This is a genomic window from Paenibacillus sp. J22TS3 (genome assembly GCF_018403205.1).
GTDB classification, from domain to species: domain Bacteria; phylum Bacillota; class Bacilli; order Paenibacillales; family Paenibacillaceae; genus Fontibacillus; species Fontibacillus tuaregi.
On the sequence record NZ_BOSF01000004.1, the window covers coordinates 1 to 20,439 of the forward strand.

A 20,439-nucleotide genomic window follows, 5' to 3' on the forward strand; every position below is an offset into this window, starting at 1 on the left:
ATTGCTCCGTCTTTCCCAAGTCCCTCATGCGAGAAACTTGCGTATCCGGTATTAGCTACCGTTTCCGGTAGTTATCCCAGTCTTACAGGCAGGTTACCTACGTGTTACTCACCCGTCCGCCGCTAACTCTCTGGAGAGCAAGCTCTCCATCAAGTCCGCTCGACTTGCATGTATTAGGCACGCCGCCAGCGTTCGTCCTGAGCCAGGATCAAACTCTCCATTAAAGTGTTTGACTTGCTCATTTTGAAACTGACAAGAAAGGATAGAATTTTAATTTTCGCCGAAGCTCAATTGAAATTCATCCATTTTAATTCTCATTCGATTAAAGAACCGAAGTTCTTCAATCTTGTATCTCACTCGTTGTTCAGTTTTCAAAGATCAATTTCTCATTTAGTTAACCACTTCGCCATCGATTCAGTTAGCATTCAGTGTCTCAGCAGCAACTCTTATAATATATCACATTCACATTATAGATGCAAGAACTTTTTTCGAAGAATTCAATTCATATGAAATCTTTCAGTCCTTACCCCCAACCTCGCGGCCGGATTTATAATATAACATCTTTCGACTAATTGTACAAGCAATTTATATAGTATAAATTATGGAAACAGACACAAAGCGGAAGACTCCTCGCGAGCCTCCCGCATTCTTTATTTATTCATTAATCCAAGGATTTTGTCTGGTGTCTTTATTTTTAGTTGCTGGCTTCGAACTGGCTTTCTCCCTTTCCTTTTTTGCAGGACTACTGTTTGAAGTCCGGGCCTTCTTCCCCTCTTTTCTTGTTTCCCGTTTCGCTCCTTCTTGTATATCAGCTTCACTATCCTGTCCCTCAAACCCTTGGATGACAGGAGTATCTTCTGAAGCTGTATCTTCACGTTCTTCTCTTATCACATCCGATACACCGAACCCACCAAGTGGATAATGAGGTACTGAAGGCTGCGGCGGCAGCTCATAGCCTCCATAAGATCCATAAGGCTCAACCGGAGTGGAATATCCGTATGGTTGTGGTTGAACAGAGTGGAAAGCGCCGTAAGGAGCACACGGATATGGATGCTGGTAAGGAGTCTGTGAATACTCCATTCCCCATGGAGAGCCTTGAGGAGAATATTGGGCTCCTCCTATGTTCTGTTCCGGGCCGTAACCATATGGAGCATGATGCATGCCATGATGATAAGGCCAAGCTGGTTGGCAGGGCTCAACAGGCGGATAGACCTGAGGCCATTCATAAATCGGAGCAGCCGAGATTCCTGGATACTCACCTAGAAAAGACGGATTTTCCGCTTGATACTGACCTTGAGGTTGGTATGATTGGAATGGCTGTTCTGTCATCGGAGCATAATCATAAAGTCCTGAGACTTTCTCTGCTTCGACTGGATATTGTTTAGATAAATGGTGGGAGCTTGAGCCACAGCCACAGGGCGATTCTTTAATCGGCTCAGGTTTATACTCAGGGACATAAGGCTCAGGTTGTGGCTGGTACTCAGGCACATACTGATATACCGGTGGCTGCTGGAACTCAAAGACATAGTTAGGTGCGCTAATCTCAGAGTACTCCACCTCAATATTATACTGAGGAATTATAGGTTGGGGGGCTGGGGGAGCCGGCTGAATCTCGATGACCGGCGGTACAACAGGCGCTGGTGCTGGTGCTGGTGCTGGGAGCGGTGTTGGAACTTCAGGCACAGGTACCTGCTCAATCGGAGCTGTGTTCTTTTTACCGCCTTCAATCGGAGCGGTATTCTTCTTCCCCTCCGAAATTATCGGAGCTGTATGGACTTTATCCCCAGTTCCCATAGAACCGCTGCCTGCCTGAGGCGCTGTCGTATTAGCTTTCCCCGCAGACGGGATATTCACGATATCACCAACCTTGAGGTCATCGGGGTTGGCAAGCTGCGGATTCGCACTGATGATGGAATCCAGCGGGATTCCCCAGGCTTTGGACAATTTCCAAAGCGTATCCCCTTCCTTCACCTCGTGCTTATAGATGACATTGCTCCCGCCTTGATTCCCTATAGGTACCCCAACCGTTGGCACTTTGACCTTGTCCCCAATATTCAATTGATCCGGATTCGCGAGCTGCGGATTAGCATCGATCAGCTTCTGAAGCGGAACATCATATTTCTTGGACAACTCAAACAGGGTATCTCCCTGCTGCACAATGTGTATTTTCACCTGACACAGACCTCCTAAATTCTTCTTAGGGCCGTGATATTCGCCCCTTGCCCATTTAATACATCCTATGCAAGAGCCCGGGTTTTGACATCCTCGAAAATAAAAAAATCCTTTCTACCTACTGAAAGGCAGAAAGGATTTGAACCTGTAGAATCGCAATTCCGTTGTTACTCCCAAACTTTAACACCATCTTGATCCACTATACTTCTAAATTCCTCAAGCAGACGAAGTGTAATCGGACCAGCCTGGCCCTCACCGATGATCCGGCCATCTACTTCACGAACCGCAATAACCTCGGCGGCCGTACCCGTTAGGAACACCTCATCCGCAATATAAACATCATGAAGCGTGAAAGGCTCTTCTTTCAGCTTCAAGCCTACCCGCTCGCAAATTTCGATGATCGCTTGACGTGTAATGCCTTCTAACGCTCCCAGATAACAAGGGGGAGTGGTGATAACTCCTTTTTTTACGATAAAAATGTTATCTCCCGACCCCTCTGTAACATACCCTTGCGCATTCAGCATAATTGCCTCGCCGGCTCCAGCCAGATTGGACTGGATTTTGACCAGGATGTTATTTAAGTAATTCAATGACTTAATCTTAGGATTCAAAGCATCAGGAATATTCCGGCGGGTCGATACCGAAACCGTCTTCAGCCCCGTCCTGTACGCTTCCTCAGAGTAGATTGCAAGCTGCTCCGCAATAATAATAACAGAAGCCTTAGGACAGCGGTTGGGATCAAGCCCTAGGTTCCCCACGCCACGGGAAACGACAAGACGAATATATCCATTGCGAAGCTCATTACGGCGAAGGGTCTCAACAAGAGCATCTTCCATCTCCTGATAAGAGAGAGGAATATTCAACTGAATGGATTTAGCTGAATCATATAGACGTTCTAAATGCTCCTTGCATTTAAAAATATTCCCGTTGTATATGCGGATACCTTCAAATATGCCATCCCCATAAAGGAAACCATGATCGAATACGGATACGGTAGCTTTTTCCTTCGTTACAAACTCTCCATCCAAGTAAATCCACTGTTCAGCCATCAGTTCTGTACCTCCGTCATTGTATTCTCATAAGAATAACTTAAATACGAACCCAGAATGCGGACCTGGCACCCAAGCGCTTCAATCTCGGCAATTGCTGCAGGGAGCAGTACGGAGTCTAAACTATGGAGTACATCGATATAGAAATAGTAACTGCCCAGCTTTTTCTTCGTTGGTCTTGATTCAATACGGGACAAGTTCAGCTTGCGCCATGAGAATGCAGAAAGCACCTGATGCAGCGCCCCCGGAAAATCAGAAGGCAGCGTAACCAGAATACTGGTCTTGTCCTCACCGGATGTTTTGAGCACCTTGGGTTTGGATGGCCCAATCAAAATAAAGCGGGTGAAATTGTTATCGTGATCGGTCACCTTCTCAGCCAATACATCCAGTCCATGGCGTCTGGCTCCAAGCAGAGTGCCAATCGCAAGCCATCCCTTGCCGGGATTGTTTTTAACCGTCTCAATGGCCTCGGAGGTGCTGCCTACATGCTCAAGCTCTGCCTGCGGCATATGAGAGCGAATAAATTGCAGGCACTGAGCCATAGCGACAGGATGAGAAATAACCTTGGTCACTTTGGACCAATCCGGTTTTCCCTCTGAAGACTCAGCCTCTTCTCTTCTCCCCACAAGGTTTTGGATAGACGGATACACCCATTCCGCTTGCATTGGTATGTCAACCTCATGCACCAACCAATCCATATGCAGTGACACGGAACCTTCGATTGTGTTCTCAATCGGAATTACACTATAGTCGGTCTCTCCATTCGCGGTAGACAGAAACACATCCGAGATTTGCTTATAATGAACCAGCTCAACGGGTTCTTCATCAAATAAATAGAGCGCCGCTTCGTGGGAAACCGTCCCATCTGGCAGTAGAGCAATTCTTTTCATGCTGTGTATTCCCCTTTAATAGTATCCATGAACGAAACTTCCTCTGAAGCGCCGTCTACAACAACAACTCCGTCCTTATCAGGCTCCAGCCACAACGTTCTAGCGCTAATGCCCTGTTCCCCAAGAACATCTGCAAGAAATTGCTCCAGCTGAGCACCAGTTCCCGCTTCTTTGTCCACTAGAGCAAGCAACGTAGGGCCCGCACCACTTAGCGCCGCGCCAAGTGCACCATGGGACGGAGCCTCCTCCAGAATTCTGGACATTCCAGGAATCATCGAAGCTCTATAAGGTTGATGCAGCCGGTCACGCATGGCAGATGCAATCAGATCAAGTCGTCCAGCCGACAGGGCGGCAGTCAATAATGAAGAGCGGCTGATGTTGTACACCGCATCGGATAAAGTCACCTGTTCAGGCAGCACTCCCCGGGCTTTCGAAGTAGACAGCTGAAAATCAGGAATAGCAACAAGTACCCCCAGCCCAGTTGGCGGTTCAATACGGAGATAGTCCGCATGTTGTCCATCCCAGCTGGCGGCAATGATGCCTCCGAACAAGGAGGCCCCCACGTTGTCTGGGTGCTTCTCGAGTGCTGTAGCCATATCAAACAGCTTATCTTTTGTTAAAGGCGCCCCTATTAATTCATTGGCCGCTGCAAGCGCTCCAATAATAGCGGATGCGCTGCTCCCTAGCCCCCTGGTTAGAGGAATATCAGAATACATTGAAATTTCAAGCTCAGGCAGGTCCACTCCGGCTTCTTGAAATACGGATTGGGCCACTTGGTAGATGAGGTTGGTCTTATCGGTCGGGATTCCGTTCATCTCATCACCATAAAGATGGAACTTGGTTTGATGCGCCGGCTTCAGCTCAATCCATGCATACAACGATAGAGCCATTCCTAAGGTATCGAAGCCCGGACCTAAATTCGCGGTACTCGCGGGAACCTTCACCCGGACACCGTTTAATACTGGAGAACTCATGAATTAAACTCCTTTGCCTAAGTGATTAGCCTTCAACACGATACACACTCTTAATCCGGCGGATCACACTTAAGGACTCAAAATGACGAAGCACCTTATTCATGCTCGCTTGGCTCGCGTCATGAGTGACAATCATAATTTCAACATCAGAGTGCTGTTCATTAGGTGACTGAACCACCGATTCCAGGCTGACTTCATATTCTGCGAACACTTGTGTGATTTGGGCCAGAACCCCGGCTTTGTCCTCAACGTGGAGAAGCAGGAAGTTCTTATAAGCAATCTCTTCATCGCTCTTGAGCTTCTTGGGTTTATAAGGGACAATTGCTTTCAAGCCGTTGACGCCCAGCTTCAAATTCTTCACCACAGCCACCAAATCAGCAACAACCGAAGTAGCCGTCGGCATTTCGCCGGCCCCAGGACCGTAGAACATGGTCTCCCCGACAGCTTCACCGTACACATAGACAGCATTAAAGACACCATTCACCGAAGCAATCGGGTGAGATTTCTTAACCATCGTTGGCTGTACCGTAATACTGAACTGATCGTCCTGTCTGTCCGCAATCCCGAGCAGCTTCATTTCATAACCAAGCTGTTTGGCATACAAAATATCTTCCTTGGAGACACTGGAAATACCTCGCACACTCACATCACTTAACTCAACATTCGTCCGGAATCCCAAAGTGCCCAAAATCGCCATCTTGCGAGCGGCATCCAGACCTTCCACATCGGAGGTTGGATCTGATTCTGCATACCCGAGCTCCTGGGCTTCTTTAAGAACATCCTCATAAGAAGCGCCCTCTTGGCTCATTTTGGTCAGTATATAGTTGGTCGTGCCATTCACGATCCCCATGATCTTCATAATCCGGTCGGAAGAGAAGCCTTCGATCAGCGTCCGGATTATCGGAATCCCTCCAGCCACGCTGGCCTCATAAAACACATCACACTGTTTCTCCATGGCCTTGGCCAGAATCTCGGAGCCGTACAGAGCCATCAGATCCTTGTTTGCAGTTACAATATGCTTTCCGCGTTCCAATGCTTCCAAAATGTATTCCTTGGTCCCTTCAACTCCGCCCATGACCTCGACGATTACATCAATCTCCGGGTCTCTAATTACATCCAGCGGATTATCCGTCAACTTGCTGGCATCAATAGCAATATTTCTTGCTTTATCCATACTCTTGACCGCAATCTTCTCAATCACAATCGGAGAACCAACCTGACTGCTCAGATCCTCCTGATGACCTTCCACAATACGGACCACACCCGTCCCCACGGTCCCTAGTCCCAATAATCCAACTCTAACAGGTTTCATCCGTTACTCCTCCTATTTAATAAAACTATTAATCTATATACATCCGCCTAACCTTGGCCAATGATATGAACTCTCCGCACTCCAGGAGTCTCCTGAAGGGATGCTGTCAGATCATCCAGCTCTTCTGTCAGATTCGAGGTTTCAACGGAAATAACCACATTCGCCCTTCCTTGAAGCGGGATGCTTTGATTAATCGTCAGAACATTGCCTCCGAAGCCCGCAACAAGAGCAAGCACCTCAGATAGTATTCCTGAACGGTGTTCGAGATCGAACGATACCGTCACAATCCGGTCCCGCTCCAGCTGATTAAGCACATGAATCCCATCTTTATACTTATAAAAAGCGCTGCGGCTGATGCCCACCTGCTCTACAGCCTCATGAACCGTCTTCACCTCGCCACTGGCTAGCAGCTGCTTGGCTTGAAGGGCTTTGACCACAGCTTCCGGCAGAATATCCTCCCGCACCAGATAATAACGTTCTTTCACAAACGTCCTCCTAATAAAGACTATTGTTTTCCCATAGTGGACATTATAAAGGATAGAGCTCGTCCGGGCAATAGATAGAGGACCTTTTAATAAAAAAGCCGTCTGCTGTCCCTATTCCAAGACAACAGACGGCATGAGTGTTAGTAATAGTAACTGCTGCCTTCCACAAATTCAAATTCAAAGTCACCGATACGGACAATCGTCCCGTCTTCCGCGCCTCTTTTACGAAGCTCATCATCGATCCCCATATGGCGCATCGTGCGTGCAAGCTTCAGAATTGCCTCATGACTGTTAAGCTGCATCCGCTTCATCATCCGTTCAATCGCCGGACTTTCCACAACAAAAGCTTCATTCTCACGCTTAATGACAAAGCTGTTATCTTCCTTCTTATCCAGCTTGTAGATCTTGCGTTCATTCAGCTCTGTCACTTCTTCAATGGCAGGTGCTTCTGGTATTTCGTCCAGCAGGTCAGCCGCACGGTACAGCAGTTCCTGCACACCTTCTCGGGTCAGCGAGGAGATTGGATAAATTTCTAAATCCGGACGAACCTCAGCAACCTTCGCGCGGAAGGCCTCCAGGTTCTCTGAGGACTCCGGCATGTCCATCTTGTTCGCCGCCACAATCTGAGGCCGATTCTCCAGGTCCGCATTGTACAGCTTCAGTTCCCCATTAATCTTCTGCCAATCCTCAAAGGGATCCCGGCCTTCGGAACCAGCCATATCCACGACATGAATAATTACTCTTGTCCGCTCAACGTGTCTGAGAAATTCATGACCAAGTCCCACGCCCTCATGTGCACCTTCGATCAGACCTGGCAAATCGGCCATTACAAAGCTTCTTCCCTCGCCCACATCAACTACCCCAAGATTCGGTGTGATGGTCGTGAAATGATAAGCTCCAATCTTCGGCTTCGCGGCGGAGACTACGGATAACAAGGTGGATTTTCCGACACTTGGAAATCCAACAAGCCCTACATCAGCCATCACTTTCAACTCAAGAATAATATAACGCTCCTGACCCTCTTCCCCATTCTCTGCAAGCTCTGGAGCCGGGTTGTTAGGAGTTGCAAAACGGATGTTGCCGCGTCCGCCGCGTCCGCCGCGGGCTACGACCACCTGCTGTCCATGACGGGTCAGATCGGCCAGAACCTCCTGGGTATCCTCATCGATAATTACCGTTCCTGGCGGAATCCGGACGATCATATCATCAGCACCAGCACCATGCTGGCTTTTGTTGCGGCCCTTCTCCCCACGCTGGGCTTTGAAGTGACGCTGATAACGGAAGTCCATCAACGTACGCAGACCTTCATCCACGCGAAAAATCACATCACCGCCGCGTCCGCCATCACCGCCGGCAGGGCCTCCCTCCGGCACATATTTTTCACGTCGGAAGGAGACGATTCCATCGCCTCCGTCACCGCCTTTTACATAGATCTTCGCTTTATCTACAAACATGGTTTCACCTCATTATATAATTCAACATGGTATGCGCAGCTCAAATGAGGATTGAGGAGACCCCGTAAGACCGGCTTTGATCCGCTTGCCTTGAACTGTCTCCTCAATACGCTGTCTCAGCATCTCTGCATTCCCACAATTCCCATCCTGCTCAAACATAACTACAACTTCCCGGTCTTCTGTATACATGGACATCTTAAGTTCCAGAATCTCTCCCCAGGAAGAACGCCCAGTAAATTGATACGCACGAATCGTATCCATAATGGCATCGGTCAATTCCTCCGCCTGCCCATCGTCCAGCAGATCTCCGAGCTGCAGCCCTTCCTCAATTTCAACATCCAGATGAACAGACCCGTTAACCTCACGGAACGACTGCAGATAGAACACCAATGCAGGGATGCCGAGTTTGGAGATACTGCTCTCCGTATTCATCCGTTCCTTTATTCTTTCCACACAATGCACAAGTTTATCATGCTTGCCAAGCTGAATATAACCATACAAAATTTGCAAATCATTCATCCAGTCGTGCCGATGATGTCCAAGTGTAGCAGTAGCCGTCCTCTGAAACGAATCCAGCAGCCGCTTCCTCTCTTTCTCGTTCTGACGCTTCATATACTGATAATAGAGCAGACCCACGAGAAACCCCCATATGCATGCCAATAGATGCAAAATCAAAGAATGTGCAAAGTATACCGATATCATAGGGGCTAGAGCCAACAAGACAGCCGCATACGGCGCCATTTTACGATATTTCATATTATTCCATTCCTTTTCGAGGTGACATCATTAACCAGTATATCATAAATGAATTCCCGGCGCGCCTGACGGACGGCTACAAAAAAAGCCCCCGGCATAACTGCCGGAGGCTTAATCAAATTCTTACGCTTCTACTGCAGCCGCTACCGGAGCGACTTGAGCAGGGTAGACGCTCACTTTTTTGCGATCGCGACCCCAACGTTCGAATTTCACTACACCATCAACTTTAGCGAAGAGAGTGTCGTCTTTGCCGATTCCCACATTGGTACCTGGGTGAATCTTCGTACCGCGTTGGCGAACGAGGATGCTTCCACCAGTAACCGTTTGTCCGTCAGCACGCTTAACGCCAAGGCGTTTCGCTTCACTGTCACGTCCGTTTTTTGTGGAACCCACACCTTTTTTCGATGCGAATAACTGGAGATCCAATTTCAACATTGTTGTCTACCTCCTTCTTCAAATATTAACGTACTTTATCTTAATATACTTGTCGTATGACTGTTCGATACTCTTCAACATGACGACCAGAGACGATAATAACAGTTGTGCCTGTTCAAGTGCCGGAGATGGAGACATGTCGGGAAGCGACGCATTCAAGAATCCGTTCTTCATTTCCGTATCCATAACGATACCGGTAAGTGCTTCAACTGAATTGACAGTACCTACAGTGACAGCGGATACCCCTGCACACACAATATCTTCGCCAGCCTTGGCATAGTTGGCATGTCCTATAATCTTGAATCCCTGAATAGCCTTGTCGTTACGGCGCAATATGGAGACAGTAATCAATTACCGCACCTTCTTACGCTTGGATTTTCTCGATGGTCACTTTCGTGTATGGTTGACGATGACCTTGTTTCTTGTGGTAGTTCTTCTTAGCTTTGTACTTGAAAACAACCACTTTCTCACCTTTGCCGTGTTTCTCAACTTTCGCTGTTACACTAGCGCCGGATACCAGTGGAGCTCCTGCTACCAAGCCGTCACCTTTAGAAACTGCCAAAACACGATCGAAAGTAACACTCTCGCCGTCACCAGCATTCAATTTCTCGATGTAAAGAACATCACCTTCTTGAACACGGTATTGCTTGCCACCTGTTTCAATAATTGCGTACATTTGTCTGCACCTCCTCATTTCTCAGACTCGCCTGATTCAGGTGATGCCGGATGGCATACTTGCAGACCCGATCGGAGCGGTTACAGCATGTGCAGAAGAGTTCACTTAAGACACATACTAAATTATATTAGCATGAGCATCCTAAAAAATCAATATCAATTCCCTGTTTCATTAAACCTTAATTCTCCCAGTTCCATGGCATGCTTTGCATGTGCCTGGATAACTTCCACTGCCTTCTCTCATTTTCTTCCGAGTAAGCTCCAGTAAGCCAAGCTTCGTCCACCCCAGAATATGATGCTGGGTACGGTCAGGCCTCATCGCCATCTCCAGCCTGTCCAGCACACGGTCCCGGTGCTCCTCAAGCACCATATCAATGAAATCAATAATGACAATTCCGCCCGTATCCCGGAGACGAAGCAGTCGTGCAATCTCACTGGCCGCTTCCAGGTTGGTCTGGAATACGGTATTCTCCAAATTGTCCGTCCCGGTGAACTTGCCGGTATTCACATCAATCACCGTCAGGGCCTCCGTCCGGTCCCAGATTAAATATCCGCCTCCAGGCAGCCACAACTTCCGCTGAAAATCCTTATCCAGCTGCTCCTGGATACCGTAAGCCTCAAATATCGGTCTCTCTTCCTGATAATTGTAAACCTTCGGAAAATCACCTTGAAGCATCCCTTCGAGGAAAAGGGCAGCTTCCTCCGCCTGCTCCTTACTGTCCAGAATCAGTTCACCGGTCTGCGGAATGTAGACGTCCCGCATAAGCCGCTGTACCATACTCAGATCCTGGTGAAGAAGGACCGGGGCATGTGCGCGGGCGCCTTTTTCTTCAATTGACTTCCATAAACCACGGAGTAACCTGAGATCCTCCTCAATGGCTTCGGGATGCTCATTCTCGGCTACCGTTCGGATAATCAAGCCTTCCTCCTCAGCCCGGAGCTCCTCTCCAAGCTGCTTAAGCCGGGTTCGTTCCCATTCTCTATCTATCCTCTTGGATACGGCTACATAACCGGATATTGGCATATATACGATCCATCGGCCTGGAAGGGAATAATGGGTCGTCACCCGCGCACCCTTCGTGCCTGAAGCATCCTTAACGACTTGAACAAGCAGCTCCTGCCCGACCCGGAGAAGCTCCGTAATCGATGGCTTTTGTTTGGGCTGCTTCTCCAGGTGGGGATGCAATACGTCGTCTATGTACAGGAAAGCGTTCTTCTTTTGCCCGATATCCACAAAAGCAGCCTGCATTCCCGGAATCACATTAACCACGCGGCCTTTAAAAATACTTCCGACAGCACCGCTCTCCTCGGAACATTCTACCGCATATTCCACCAGCTTGCCCTGTTCAAGCAGTGCAAGTTGTGTAGACCCTGGCTCGCAGTGAACAACCATCTGCTTCATCTATTCTCACCTCTGCTAACGCTCTGACAAAACATTTATAAAGCGAACCTAATTATAACACGAACCAATGGCTTATTGACCTGACCCCCCTGTCAAATAAGACGCAATCACCTTTTGTTCGGGCACTACTGCCACAATCTGACCTTCATGATTCATCACATAGATGAAATGATACTTTTCCCGCCTTAATAGACGCAGAATCCGGTCCAAAGGTTTCGCGGTCTCGGCAATAATCGGCTGGACCAGACTGCCTTGAATCAGATGGTGGGAAAAGGATTTGTCCCGGTTCATCAGGAATCGAAGAAACCGGAAATGAACGTTCCGGTAATCGGTCATATTGGTATACAGCAGGAAGCTTCCAATCAACAGCAGATTTAGCTGAAGCGCTCCCCCTGCCAGCCAGGGAACAACCGCATATACAATAACGAGAGCGCTGAAAACCATGCTCAGCCGCGTACACCACACCAGAGTTGAATGAAATGACATGGACAGGCTGCACAGCGCCTGACAGATCCTTCCCCCATCCAGCGGCAGAATAGGCAGCAGGTTAAATAGCGCAATCAACAGATTGCACTCTATAAAATAAACCGGAAATGCCCCTTCCCAAACTCCGAAATGCTGGAGCAGGACGGTTACAAAGATCAGAACAAGATTCTGAAATGGGCCCGCCAGAGCGATAACGAGCTCCTTTCCGGCAGTGAAGTCTCCTCGGTCCTCTAGTACCGCATGCCCTCCGAAGGGAAGCATCATAACCGATAGCACAGGTACCCCAAGCCACCTGGCGGCAGCAACATGTCCAAGCTCATGAACAAAGACGATCCCGAACAGGGCGATCAGCTCCAGAAATCGTCCGGTAAACACGGAGGCCAGCATCACCAGGACAAAGAGGGGATGAACGGAGAACGGAATGCCGAGAACCCTAATCAAAAGGCACCACGGCCGACGGGTCTATATACTGGCCATCTTTTTTAAGGGCAAAATACAAGGAGACCTGCTCCGCTTCAGATGAGCTCTTTAACGTTCCGATCGGCTCCCCGCCTTCAATCCAATCGCCCTTCTGCACTTTGGCCCCGCCTAGATGTCCATAAATGGAGTAATATCCGTCCGCATGCTGAATCTGGACCGTCAGCCCGGTAATCACATCCTGATTAACTTCAGTTACACGCCCCGTCTCCACGCTTCTCACTGGCAGCTGACTTCCCCCCGAAGGCGCAGTGGATATGATCTCAATTCCTTTAAAACTAAGAGCAAACGGAGAAGAAACCGTTCCTTGAACCGGCGCTGAGAAAATGCGCTGCCCCTGTACTTTCTGCCCCTTGTCCTCGCTTTGGCCGAATATAGGAATAAACGAAGGGGCACCCCCAAAGTGCTGTTCATACCAAACCTGAGCCGCTTTAAAGTCAAGCTCCTCTGTCATCGCTTTGGTCACAAAGACTCGTATAGGCAGCGACCACTCCGGCTGGTAGCGATGAATTCCCCAAAGAGCTCCAAACAATAAGGTGCTTACAAACGCCCTCATCATGAACATTTTCCAAAAAGAAGCTCTGGACCGACTCACAGGCACATACGGTCCTCCCGGATACTCACCGGAATCAGCCAGCCACCGTGAACTCCTCATCTTCCAGGCCTGCTCCGGGTCAGCCTCCGCCGGCCCTGGTTCCTCCCGGTATATATGCTCACTACGATGATTCATTTTATCGTCCTGAAACTCAGGCACGGCCGTGTCCCACAAAGGTTTATTTGAGGTAACATGATCCGCTGGCGCGGCCAACAGCTGTCGGATTCGCTCTTCTCTGCGCTTTTTCACGTTAGACTTCATGTCCATAGCGCTAATTTCCCCTTTACTGCTTCATTTGGTTTATAGCTTGTTTCACTATATGAGGCAGCAAGGACAAATATGAACGAGCCCGGAAGCATAAAAAAACGGAGCATGCAGAGAGAACACTCCTATTAGTGTCATGTCTGCATACTCCGTTTAGTTCGTTTATTAGGCTGCGTTAGCCCATCCCAAAAAACTTCTTGAAGCGGGTAAAGGCACCCTTCTTCTGATCCAACTGCATTAAAGGCACGGTATCCCCGAGAATACGGCGTGCTATATTGCGGTAAGCTATAGCTGCCCTGGAATCCGGGTTCATCACCGTCGGCTCTCCGGTGTTCGCCGCTTTAATAACCAGCTCGTCATCAGGAACAATTCCGATCAGGTCAATATTAAGCACCTGCAGGATTCCGTCGATATCCAGCATGTCCCCGGACTTCACCATATTCACACGGATCCGGTTAACCACAAGCTTGGGAGACTTGATATGGGAGTTCTCAAGCAGGCCGATTATGCGGTCCGCATCTCTTACAGCGGCATGCTCCGGCGTAGTCACCACAATCGCCTGGTCGGCACCTGCAATGGCATTCTTGAAGCCCTGCTCAATACCAGCCGGACAGTCAATAATCACATACTCATATTCCTTCTTCAGTTCGAGAATAATATCCCTAACCTGCTCTGGCGAAACGGCATTCTTATCCTTGGTCTGTGCGGCGGGAAGCATATATAGTTCTTCAAAACGCTTATCCTTCACAAGCGCTTGATTAAGCCGGCATCTCCCTTCCGCCACATCACACAGATCGTAGATAATGCGATTCTCCAGCCCCATCACCACATCCAGGTTCCGAAGCCCAATGTCCGTATCAACCAGGCATACCTTTTTGCCAAGCAGCGCAAGCGCTGTTCCTATATTGGCAGACGTGGTTGTCTTTCCGACGCCGCCCTTTCCTGAAGTGACGACAATAGCCTCTCCCATAATCTACACCCCTTTAAATGAGCTTAAATCCGGCCGGACTCGGACAATATTCGTAATCTTATCAATTTGCATAACTCCATCTTTCAGGAAAGCAAACTCCATGCTTGTCTCCCTGTTCTCCCACTCATCCGGCGGTCGGCTGATCACTTCCGCAATTCGGAGCTGGGTAGGGGCCAGGTATGAGGCTGCAATGACAGCTTCCATGTTCCCGTTGACCCCCGCGTGAGCCATCCCTCTTAAAGCTCCCATTATAAAAATATCTCCCGTGCATTCCAAAGTCCCCCCTGGATTGACATCGCCGAGAAATAAAATATTGCCTTCATGATGAAGTACTTGCCCGGAACGGATCATGCCAGTATGAATCGTTAGTTGGTTCTGATCCACCTCCAGCATGCTTTGGGCAGGTGTATCTATAGACCTGATCAGCAGATTCCCTTTCTGCTTGAGGGTGTCCAATAGCTCCGTCTTTTGATCCTCTGTTACTTCTCTCATGCCCAGCTTCACATCAACGTGAATGATTGGTCCTGTGAGGATGTTTTGATGGCTGTGTTCCAGTTTATATCTAAGATCTTCAAGAAGCTCCGAGAACTCACACTGATCGTCAAGCAGGAAAATCAGGCCGTCTTTGGTGCCTTTGATGGTTACATGATTTGATTTTACAGTCATAAGCCTGTCCCTCCCCCTACAACAATTCGTGAATGAGCCTCCTGTTTCCTCCTTCACCAGGCAAATTGGCGGCCTGGAAAGTTAGGCGGTCTCCTCTTTGGGGCGCCGTTTCACCAGCTTCTCGATCTGACGGCGAAGAGGAACATAAATCGCGAGCGCAAAGACAAGCTGTACGATCATGGTCGGAACAATATGATCCACCAGCGCGTATGTGTAAGGCAGCGTATAAATTTTAAATATCGAATAGATGCCAAAAACCATAGAGTCCATTAGAATGCTGCCGATCACTACCACGATCATCATCACTACAATGGAAGCATGACGGGACCTGAATATCAGGCCCATCAAATATCCGGATAATCCCATCGAGAATGAATATACGCCAACCATAACTCCGTAGAATACCACATCATGAAGCATACCAAAGGCTAGACCAAGCATCAATCCAATATAACGGTGGTCATAGACTGCAGCGAACAGGATCACCACGTATACCAAGTGTGGAATAATCCGGGTCTGCCACGCCCCAGGAATCAACAATGGCACGATGGTCCCCTCTACAATAAACAGAAGGAACAACAGCAGCGTCAGAATATAACGACGCTTCATTGCCCTGGTACCTCCTTGGTCATAACCACAAACAGGCTCTTCCAATTCTCAAAGTCAGCTGCCGGTTTGATTCGGGCCGTATCCGTCAGTCCGGTCCCTGGATCACGGCTGACGACCGTACCGATAATCATATTCTTAGGAAAAGCGCCACCGGCCCCGGAGGTTACAACAGTATCACCCTTGGCCAGCTTATCCTTTTGATGATCAATCTTGGTCATAATGAAAGTTCCCGACTGCTGATCGTAATCTTCGATGATCCCAAAAGAAGTGTCTTCTTTCCCCTGCGCGGTAACTGCGATACCGGCCGAGTTGATGTCCCTGGAATCCAGTGAAGTCAGCAGTTTGACTGTTGATGTGAAGTTGCTGACCTCACTAACGACGCCAACCATTCCTTTGTCCGAGATGACCGTAAGCCCTTTTCTGACCTTGTCATTGCTGCCCCGGTTAATGACCAGGGTCCGGTTCGCCGGGTCGTTATTCACACTGACGACATCGACAATGGCCAGCTCCGTTTTATTCGTTTCTAACTGATACTGTGTGAAGTTAAGATTTTTTTTGAGCTCATCGTTTTGTTTCTGCAGTGAGTTAAGCAGCGGCTTCTCCCGCGTATAATGCGCCATCATAATCTTAAGTTCCTTGTTCTCTTCCTGAAGAGACCGGAGATTCCCAATATCTTCAAAGAAGCCCGCTACAGCGCGAGCGGGCTTGTAGAATACTGATTGAACGAAGCCAACCGTATCCTTGATGAATTTCTCGGGCCAGGTCAAGCCTGCCCGTGGTCCAAGAGTGAATCCCATTACAGCTACGAACAGGATAAGTCCTATCAGCAGTATAAACAATCTTTTGTTACCGAGCAGCTTAAACAGTTCCAACACCCTCTTATCTTACTTTTTCTCTCCCATGGCAAGGGCTGTCTTCACAGACTATCTTCTAGATTTGATCGCTGAACTGCTTCTAGATTTAAAGAGATGAATGTTATCAAGTGCGCGGCCCGTACCAACAGCTACACAATCCAGCGGATTCTCAGCCACAATAACAGGCATGCCTGTCTCATTTGCCAGCAATTTATCCAGATTGCGAAGCAGAGCCCCGCCACCTGTCAGCACAATTCCCCGGTCCATGATGTCTGCTGCAAGCTCCGGCGGGCATTTCTCCAAAGTAACTTTAACCGCATCTACAATGGCATTCACCGTATCGCCCAAAGCCTCCGAAACTTCGTCTGAAGTAATGGTAATCGTCTTAGGCAGGCCTGTCACCAAATCGCGGCCCCTGATTTCCATCGTCTCTACCTGCTCCAGCGGCATAGCCGAACCGATATCCATCTTCAACTGTTCAGCCGTTCTCTCCCCGATCATGAGATTATATTGGCGCTTGATATATTGAATGATAGATTCGTCAGCTTCATCGCCCGCCACACGGACAGAACGGCTGGTTACAATACCTCCAAGAGAAATAACGGCCACCTCGGTCGTTCCACCGCCGATATCCACGACCATGCTTCCCGTAGGCTCCCATACCGGAAGGTCGGCGCCAATCGCTGCCGCAAATGGCTCTTCGATCGTATAGGCTTCACGTGCACCTGCCTGCTTGGTCGCATCTTCAACCGCACGCTGCTCCACCGCTGTAATACCGGAAGGAACGCAGACCATCACATTCGGATGGCGCTGGAACAAAGAGCGCTGCTTCTGTGCCTGACGGATGAAATATTTGATCATCGTTGCTGTTGTATCAAAGTCGGCAATAACCCCGTCTTTCATTGGACGGATTGCCCGGATGTTGCCCGGCGTTCTGCCGATCATTTTCTTGGCGGATTCACCAACAGCCACAATGGCTTTCGTATCAGTATTAAGAGCTACCACGGAAGGCTCACGAACAATAATTCCTTTTCCACGGATATAAACAAGTGTATTCGCTGTTCCCAAGTCAATTCCCAAGTCTTTAGTAAAACCACCTAGCATGATGTAACTCCCTTTCCTTTTGTGTCTAAGCTATTATATTACATGAGACCTTGCTCCTTCAAACTAACGAAGTCCCCGTCTCCAATTACAATATGATCCAGAACATCTATTCCCACTATCTGTCCCGCTTCACAAAGTCTCTGTGTAATTTGAATATCCTCCGGGCTCGGCGTTGGATCGCCGCTGGGGTGATTATGCGCGCAGACGACCGAAGCGCTGCTGCATTTGATGGCTGCCCGGAATACTTCGCGCGGATGAACAATCGAGGCATTAAGGCTGCCCATGGAGAGTGTCTCTTGAGCTATGATATGATTTTTTGTATTAAGAAATAAACAGACAAAATGTTCCTTTTGCAAATAACGCAGCTGTTCCATGAGAAAATTCGCCGCGTCCCGTGGAGAGCGGATCACGATCCGATCCGGCATCCGTGTTGCAGCCATGCGCACACCCAGCTCTAGCCCAGCCTTCAGCTGTACCGCTTTGGCTGTGCCGATCCCTTTCGTCTGGATAAGCTCTTCCACGCTGAGGTCCATCAAATTCCGAAGGCCTCCCGCACGATTTAGTATCCGCTGGGCGACGTGGAGCGCAGACTCCTGCTTCGTTCCTGTCCTAAGTAGTATGGCTAGCAATTCGGCATGGCTGAGCGCACCTGCCCCATATTGCATCATGCGTTCTCGTGGGCGTTCATCATGGGGAATGTCGCGCAGCATATAGTTAGCTGGCTCCATCGTAATCTATCTCTCCTTTGTTCATCACGGCAAATTCCTTAACTGGAACGGAACTTCAGCACTAACAAATTAAAAGACTTCAGCATTTCACTTAGAAGAGATAGCGGAAGTCCAACAACATTGAAGTAACACCCTTCTATTCCGGTAACCAATGTGGCTCCAAGCCCCTGAATGGCATAAGCGCCTGCCTTATCGAGTCCTTCCCCGCTGTCTGCATAGGCCCTAACTTCGTCTTCAGTCAACGCCCGCATGGTCACCCTTGTAGACCTATAATCTACAAGGGTGCTGCCTGTGCCGCCATCTATACAAGCAACTCCAGTATAGACAAGATGAGTGCGTCCCTGCAGCGACCTCAGCATAGAAGCGGCCTCTTCCCGGGACGGTGGCTTTCCAAGCACCTGCCCGTCCAAAACCACAATCGTGTCGCTTCCGACAATTACTGCGTCCTCTCTTGCAGGTACCAGTTCCCCATAAACAGCCGAGGCTTTGCGAAGCGACAGTTCCTTGACGATTTGCTCTGGCGTCCATCCTTCCGGTGTGGACTCATCTGCGTGGCTGGGTACAACTTCATACGGAATATGTAAGCCTGCTATCAAGTCCCTTCTTCTCGGGGACGTTGAGGCCAATATAATAGTTCGTGATCGATTCTTGTCCAAAAAAAATGAATCCTCCCTCTGTAGATTCGGATTCCTCGCCATTTTTTGACACTTCCTTATTATAAGGTTAAATGCATAGCAATACAAACAAAAATCCGGCAGGGGAAGTATTTCCATCTCCGCCTGCCGGTAGTATGAGCTTATTCAAGTTAGTTAATTCCAAGGAGCTTCTTCTGGAGCATAATATACTCCATCATAGCCGTCTGGACTTCCCATAAATGCGTCTTCGAGCCGTTATTGTTGTACTCATCCAAAGCCTTAACCGCGCTGCTCATCGACTTCTCCATCATTGCAGCAGTCTGCCTGGTATCCTCAGGCAGACTGCTCTTAACAGCAGCCGCATGCTCCGTCCATCCCCGGTGCTTCTGTTTAAGATTGGCAATTTCCCCTGCACTCTGCTTCTTGCCCTCCTTGGATTCCAGCAGACCCGCCGAAGTAACGCTCAGCAGCTTCACAAGATCGGCACTGTCCTCCAGGTATTGATCCAACACCCCCGCATCTCCGCTGTACTTAATCTCTGCCGATGCCGGGTAGATCACCTCGTGCACAATCAGGTTAACCCCGCTGGATTTCAACTGGCTGCTTAACAGCTTGGCCTGCTCCCTTTCCGGAGATACACCGGCATATACCCGCTTATTATCCTGAGTGTCCATCGCCGCGGCAACGCCTGATTGCAGGAGTTCCTCTTGAGCCTGCTTCACCCCTTGTGGAGAGTTGAATACCCCGTATTGGAGGAAGTAATAGGATTGCTCAGGCAGCACCGCTTTTACAACCGGGGCAGCGCCGCCCGGGTCTCCCAGATTATCCGGAGAACCCAGAACAGAGATTGCGGATGGGTTTCCCGAATGGCTTGCGCTCGTCAGCCCGGGTATGGAGAGGGAGACGTCCTTGTTAAAAAGCGACAAAACCACAAACCCGAACAGCACCCCCGTTACAGTAGCCGCGGCAATTGATCCAAACAGCTTCCATTTTGAAGGGCGCTTTGGGGATATATAATACACGTTATCACCCGGGACCAGAGCATCTTTCATGATGCTGTCGATATCTTCATTTTCATAGAGAAAGCCTCGATCCCTGTCTCCAGAAATCACCGGCAAAGCCATTTGACTGTGGGATTGGAACGGCTCCCCCCAACTCTCCAGCGGGTCCATGACAAGGGAGGGAGTCCGCTGCGCTTGATCTGTAACTTGATCTACAGCTTGAACTGTATCCCGACCGGCATCCTGCTCTATGCCCCGGTTAATGCTGCGCTCTGGCTTACGATCCAGTTCATCATTTACGCCTGCTGTACGGACTTTATGTTCGCTCTGCCGGCCCGGCGAGAGCGGATTTGTCTCCTGCTCATCAAACCGAAATGTCATTCTGGCCTTGTTCACCTGATACACTCTCCTTGTCCCCTCTTATACCTAAGCTATATGACAAGGTT

The 20,439-nt window shown here is 49.0% G+C and carries 22 protein-coding genes, 1 rRNA gene and 1 other annotated feature; all 23 genes read right to left on the reverse strand.

What is annotated here, in order from left to right; genetic code table 11:
• Positions 1-224 (reverse strand): 16S ribosomal RNA (locus tag KJS63_RS13370); the annotation flags it as partial.
• 430 nt (positions 225-654) lie between these two features.
• Positions 655-2,172, reverse strand: a complete 1,518-nt coding sequence (locus KJS63_RS13375; protein ID WP_213619609.1) for a LysM peptidoglycan-binding domain-containing protein — start codon at positions 2,170-2,172, stop codon at positions 655-657.
• A gap of 167 nt (positions 2,173-2,339) precedes the next feature.
• Positions 2,340-3,221: a branched-chain-amino-acid transaminase gene (ilvE, locus tag KJS63_RS13380; protein WP_213619610.1), complete on the reverse strand. Its 882-nt coding sequence runs from the start codon at positions 3,219-3,221 to the stop codon at positions 2,340-2,342.
• Positions 3,221-4,111: a prephenate dehydratase gene (gene pheA, locus KJS63_RS13385; RefSeq protein WP_213619611.1), complete on the reverse strand. Its 891-nt coding sequence runs from the start codon at positions 4,109-4,111 to the stop codon at positions 3,221-3,223. Before pheA ends, ilvE begins: the two co-directional genes overlap by 1 nt.
• Entirely contained in the window at positions 4,108-5,085 is a 978-nt protein-coding gene (gene thrB / locus KJS63_RS13390) for a homoserine kinase (protein WP_213619612.1), read from the reverse strand. Before thrB ends, pheA begins: the two co-directional genes overlap by 4 nt.
• A gap of 25 nt (positions 5,086-5,110) precedes the next feature.
• Positions 5,111-6,397 (reverse strand): homoserine dehydrogenase, encoded by a 1,287-nt coding sequence (locus KJS63_RS13395; RefSeq protein WP_068615787.1) that lies wholly within the window; start codon positions 6,395-6,397, stop codon positions 5,111-5,113.
• Between the two features lie 47 nt (positions 6,398-6,444).
• A complete protein-coding gene (locus KJS63_RS13400; RefSeq protein WP_213619613.1) occupies positions 6,445-6,882 on the reverse strand; it encodes an ACT domain-containing protein in 438 nt (145 codons plus the stop codon).
• Between the two features lie 140 nt (positions 6,883-7,022).
• Positions 7,023-8,336 carry a GTPase ObgE gene (obgE, locus tag KJS63_RS13405; RefSeq protein WP_068615782.1) on the reverse strand — a complete coding sequence of 438 codons (1,314 nt, stop codon included), beginning with the start codon at positions 8,334-8,336 and terminating at the stop codon, positions 7,023-7,025.
• 21 nt (positions 8,337-8,357) lie between these two features.
• Positions 8,358-9,092 carry a Spo0B domain-containing protein gene (locus KJS63_RS13410; protein WP_213619614.1) on the reverse strand — a complete coding sequence of 245 codons (735 nt, stop codon included), beginning with the start codon at positions 9,090-9,092 and terminating at the stop codon, positions 8,358-8,360.
• Positions 9,093-9,215: 123 nt separating this feature from the next.
• Complete coding sequence (gene rpmA / locus KJS63_RS13415) at positions 9,216-9,527, reverse strand: 50S ribosomal protein L27 (RefSeq protein ID WP_068615778.1); 312 nt, start codon at positions 9,525-9,527, stop codon at positions 9,216-9,218.
• An 18-nt stretch (positions 9,528-9,545) separates the two neighbouring features.
• Positions 9,546-9,878, reverse strand: a complete 333-nt coding sequence (locus tag KJS63_RS13420) for a ribosomal-processing cysteine protease Prp (protein WP_068615776.1) — start codon at positions 9,876-9,878, stop codon at positions 9,546-9,548.
• 13 nt (positions 9,879-9,891) lie between these two features.
• Positions 9,892-10,203 (reverse strand): 50S ribosomal protein L21, encoded by a 312-nt coding sequence (rplU, locus tag KJS63_RS13425; RefSeq protein WP_068615774.1) that lies wholly within the window; start codon positions 10,201-10,203, stop codon positions 9,892-9,894.
• Positions 10,204-10,216: 13 nt separating this feature from the next.
• Positions 10,217-10,295 (reverse strand) — a sequence feature (ribosomal protein L21 leader region).
• A 79-nt stretch (positions 10,296-10,374) separates the two neighbouring features.
• A complete protein-coding gene (locus KJS63_RS13430) occupies positions 10,375-11,604 on the reverse strand; it encodes an Rne/Rng family ribonuclease (RefSeq protein ID WP_213619615.1) in 1,230 nt (409 codons plus the stop codon).
• Between the two features lie 72 nt (positions 11,605-11,676).
• A complete protein-coding gene (locus KJS63_RS13435; RefSeq protein ID WP_213619616.1) occupies positions 11,677-12,531 on the reverse strand; it encodes a M50 family metallopeptidase in 855 nt (284 codons plus the stop codon).
• Positions 12,524-13,429, reverse strand: a complete 906-nt coding sequence (locus KJS63_RS13440; protein ID WP_213619617.1) for a M23 family metallopeptidase — start codon at positions 13,427-13,429, stop codon at positions 12,524-12,526. The genes KJS63_RS13435 and KJS63_RS13440 overlap by 8 nt, the downstream gene beginning before the upstream one ends.
• 172 nt (positions 13,430-13,601) lie before the next feature.
• A complete protein-coding gene (gene minD / locus KJS63_RS13445; RefSeq protein WP_068615762.1) occupies positions 13,602-14,396 on the reverse strand; it encodes a septum site-determining protein MinD in 795 nt (264 codons plus the stop codon).
• 3 nt (positions 14,397-14,399) lie between these two features.
• Positions 14,400-15,062 carry a septum site-determining protein MinC gene (gene minC, locus KJS63_RS13450; protein WP_213619618.1) on the reverse strand — a complete coding sequence of 221 codons (663 nt, stop codon included), beginning with the start codon at positions 15,060-15,062 and terminating at the stop codon, positions 14,400-14,402.
• 81 nt (positions 15,063-15,143) lie between these two features.
• Positions 15,144-15,671, reverse strand: a complete 528-nt coding sequence (mreD, locus tag KJS63_RS13455) for a rod shape-determining protein MreD (protein ID WP_213619619.1) — start codon at positions 15,669-15,671, stop codon at positions 15,144-15,146.
• Positions 15,668-16,546 carry a rod shape-determining protein MreC gene (mreC, locus tag KJS63_RS13460; RefSeq protein ID WP_068615756.1) on the reverse strand — a complete coding sequence of 293 codons (879 nt, stop codon included), beginning with the start codon at positions 16,544-16,546 and terminating at the stop codon, positions 15,668-15,670. The genes mreD and mreC overlap by 4 nt, the downstream gene beginning before the upstream one ends.
• Before the next feature lie 48 nt (positions 16,547-16,594).
• Complete coding sequence (locus tag KJS63_RS13465; RefSeq protein ID WP_068615754.1) at positions 16,595-17,629, reverse strand: rod shape-determining protein; 1,035 nt, start codon at positions 17,627-17,629, stop codon at positions 16,595-16,597.
• Positions 17,630-17,667: 38 nt separating this feature from the next.
• Entirely contained in the window at positions 17,668-18,357 is a 690-nt protein-coding gene (gene radC / locus KJS63_RS13470) for a RadC family protein (protein ID WP_068615752.1), read from the reverse strand.
• 38 nt (positions 18,358-18,395) lie between these two features.
• Positions 18,396-19,013: a Maf family protein gene (locus KJS63_RS13475; protein ID WP_244862602.1), complete on the reverse strand. Its 618-nt coding sequence runs from the start codon at positions 19,011-19,013 to the stop codon at positions 18,396-18,398.
• Between the two features lie 149 nt (positions 19,014-19,162).
• Positions 19,163-20,389: an SPOR domain-containing protein gene (locus tag KJS63_RS13480; protein ID WP_213619621.1), complete on the reverse strand. Its 1,227-nt coding sequence runs from the start codon at positions 20,387-20,389 to the stop codon at positions 19,163-19,165.
• Between the last annotated feature and the right edge of the window lie 50 nt (positions 20,390-20,439).

Excerpts from the sequence above, each read along its gene's own strand:
- KJS63_RS13465 (WP_068615754.1), bottom strand. The coding sequence starts at position 17,629 with ATGCTAGGTGGTTTTACTAAAGACTTGGGAATTGACTTGGGAACAGCG.
- thrB (WP_213619612.1), bottom strand. The coding sequence starts at position 5,085 with ATGAGTTCTCCAGTATTAAACGGTGTCCGGGTGAAGGTTCCCGCGAGT.
- minD (WP_068615762.1), bottom strand. The coding sequence starts at position 14,396 with ATGGGAGAGGCTATTGTCGTCACTTCAGGAAAGGGCGGCGTCGGAAAG.
- rpmA (WP_068615778.1), bottom strand. The coding sequence starts at position 9,527 with ATGTTGAAATTGGATCTCCAGTTATTCGCATCGAAAAAAGGTGTGGGT.
- minC (WP_213619618.1), bottom strand. The coding sequence starts at position 15,062 with ATGACTGTAAAATCAAATCATGTAACCATCAAAGGCACCAAAGACGGC.
- KJS63_RS13410 (WP_213619614.1), bottom strand. The coding sequence starts at position 9,092 with ATGAAATATCGTAAAATGGCGCCGTATGCGGCTGTCTTGTTGGCTCTA.
- ilvE (WP_213619610.1), bottom strand. The coding sequence starts at position 3,221 with ATGGCTGAACAGTGGATTTACTTGGATGGAGAGTTTGTAACGAAGGAA.
- radC (WP_068615752.1), bottom strand. The coding sequence starts at position 18,357 with ATGGAGCCAGCTAACTATATGCTGCGCGACATTCCCCATGATGAACGC.
- KJS63_RS13440 (WP_213619617.1), bottom strand. The coding sequence starts at position 13,429 with ATGGACATGAAGTCTAACGTGAAAAAGCGCAGAGAAGAGCGAATCCGA.
- rplU (WP_068615774.1), bottom strand. The coding sequence starts at position 10,203 with ATGTACGCAATTATTGAAACAGGTGGCAAGCAATACCGTGTTCAAGAA.
- obgE (WP_068615782.1), bottom strand. The coding sequence starts at position 8,336 with ATGTTTGTAGATAAAGCGAAGATCTATGTAAAAGGCGGTGACGGAGGC.
- mreD (WP_213619619.1), bottom strand. The coding sequence starts at position 15,671 with ATGAAGCGTCGTTATATTCTGACGCTGCTGTTGTTCCTTCTGTTTATT.
- pheA (WP_213619611.1), bottom strand. The coding sequence starts at position 4,111 with ATGAAAAGAATTGCTCTACTGCCAGATGGGACGGTTTCCCACGAAGCG.
- KJS63_RS13430 (WP_213619615.1), bottom strand. The coding sequence starts at position 11,604 with ATGAAGCAGATGGTTGTTCACTGCGAGCCAGGGTCTACACAACTTGCA.
- KJS63_RS13395 (WP_068615787.1), bottom strand. The coding sequence starts at position 6,397 with ATGAAACCTGTTAGAGTTGGATTATTGGGACTAGGGACCGTGGGGACG.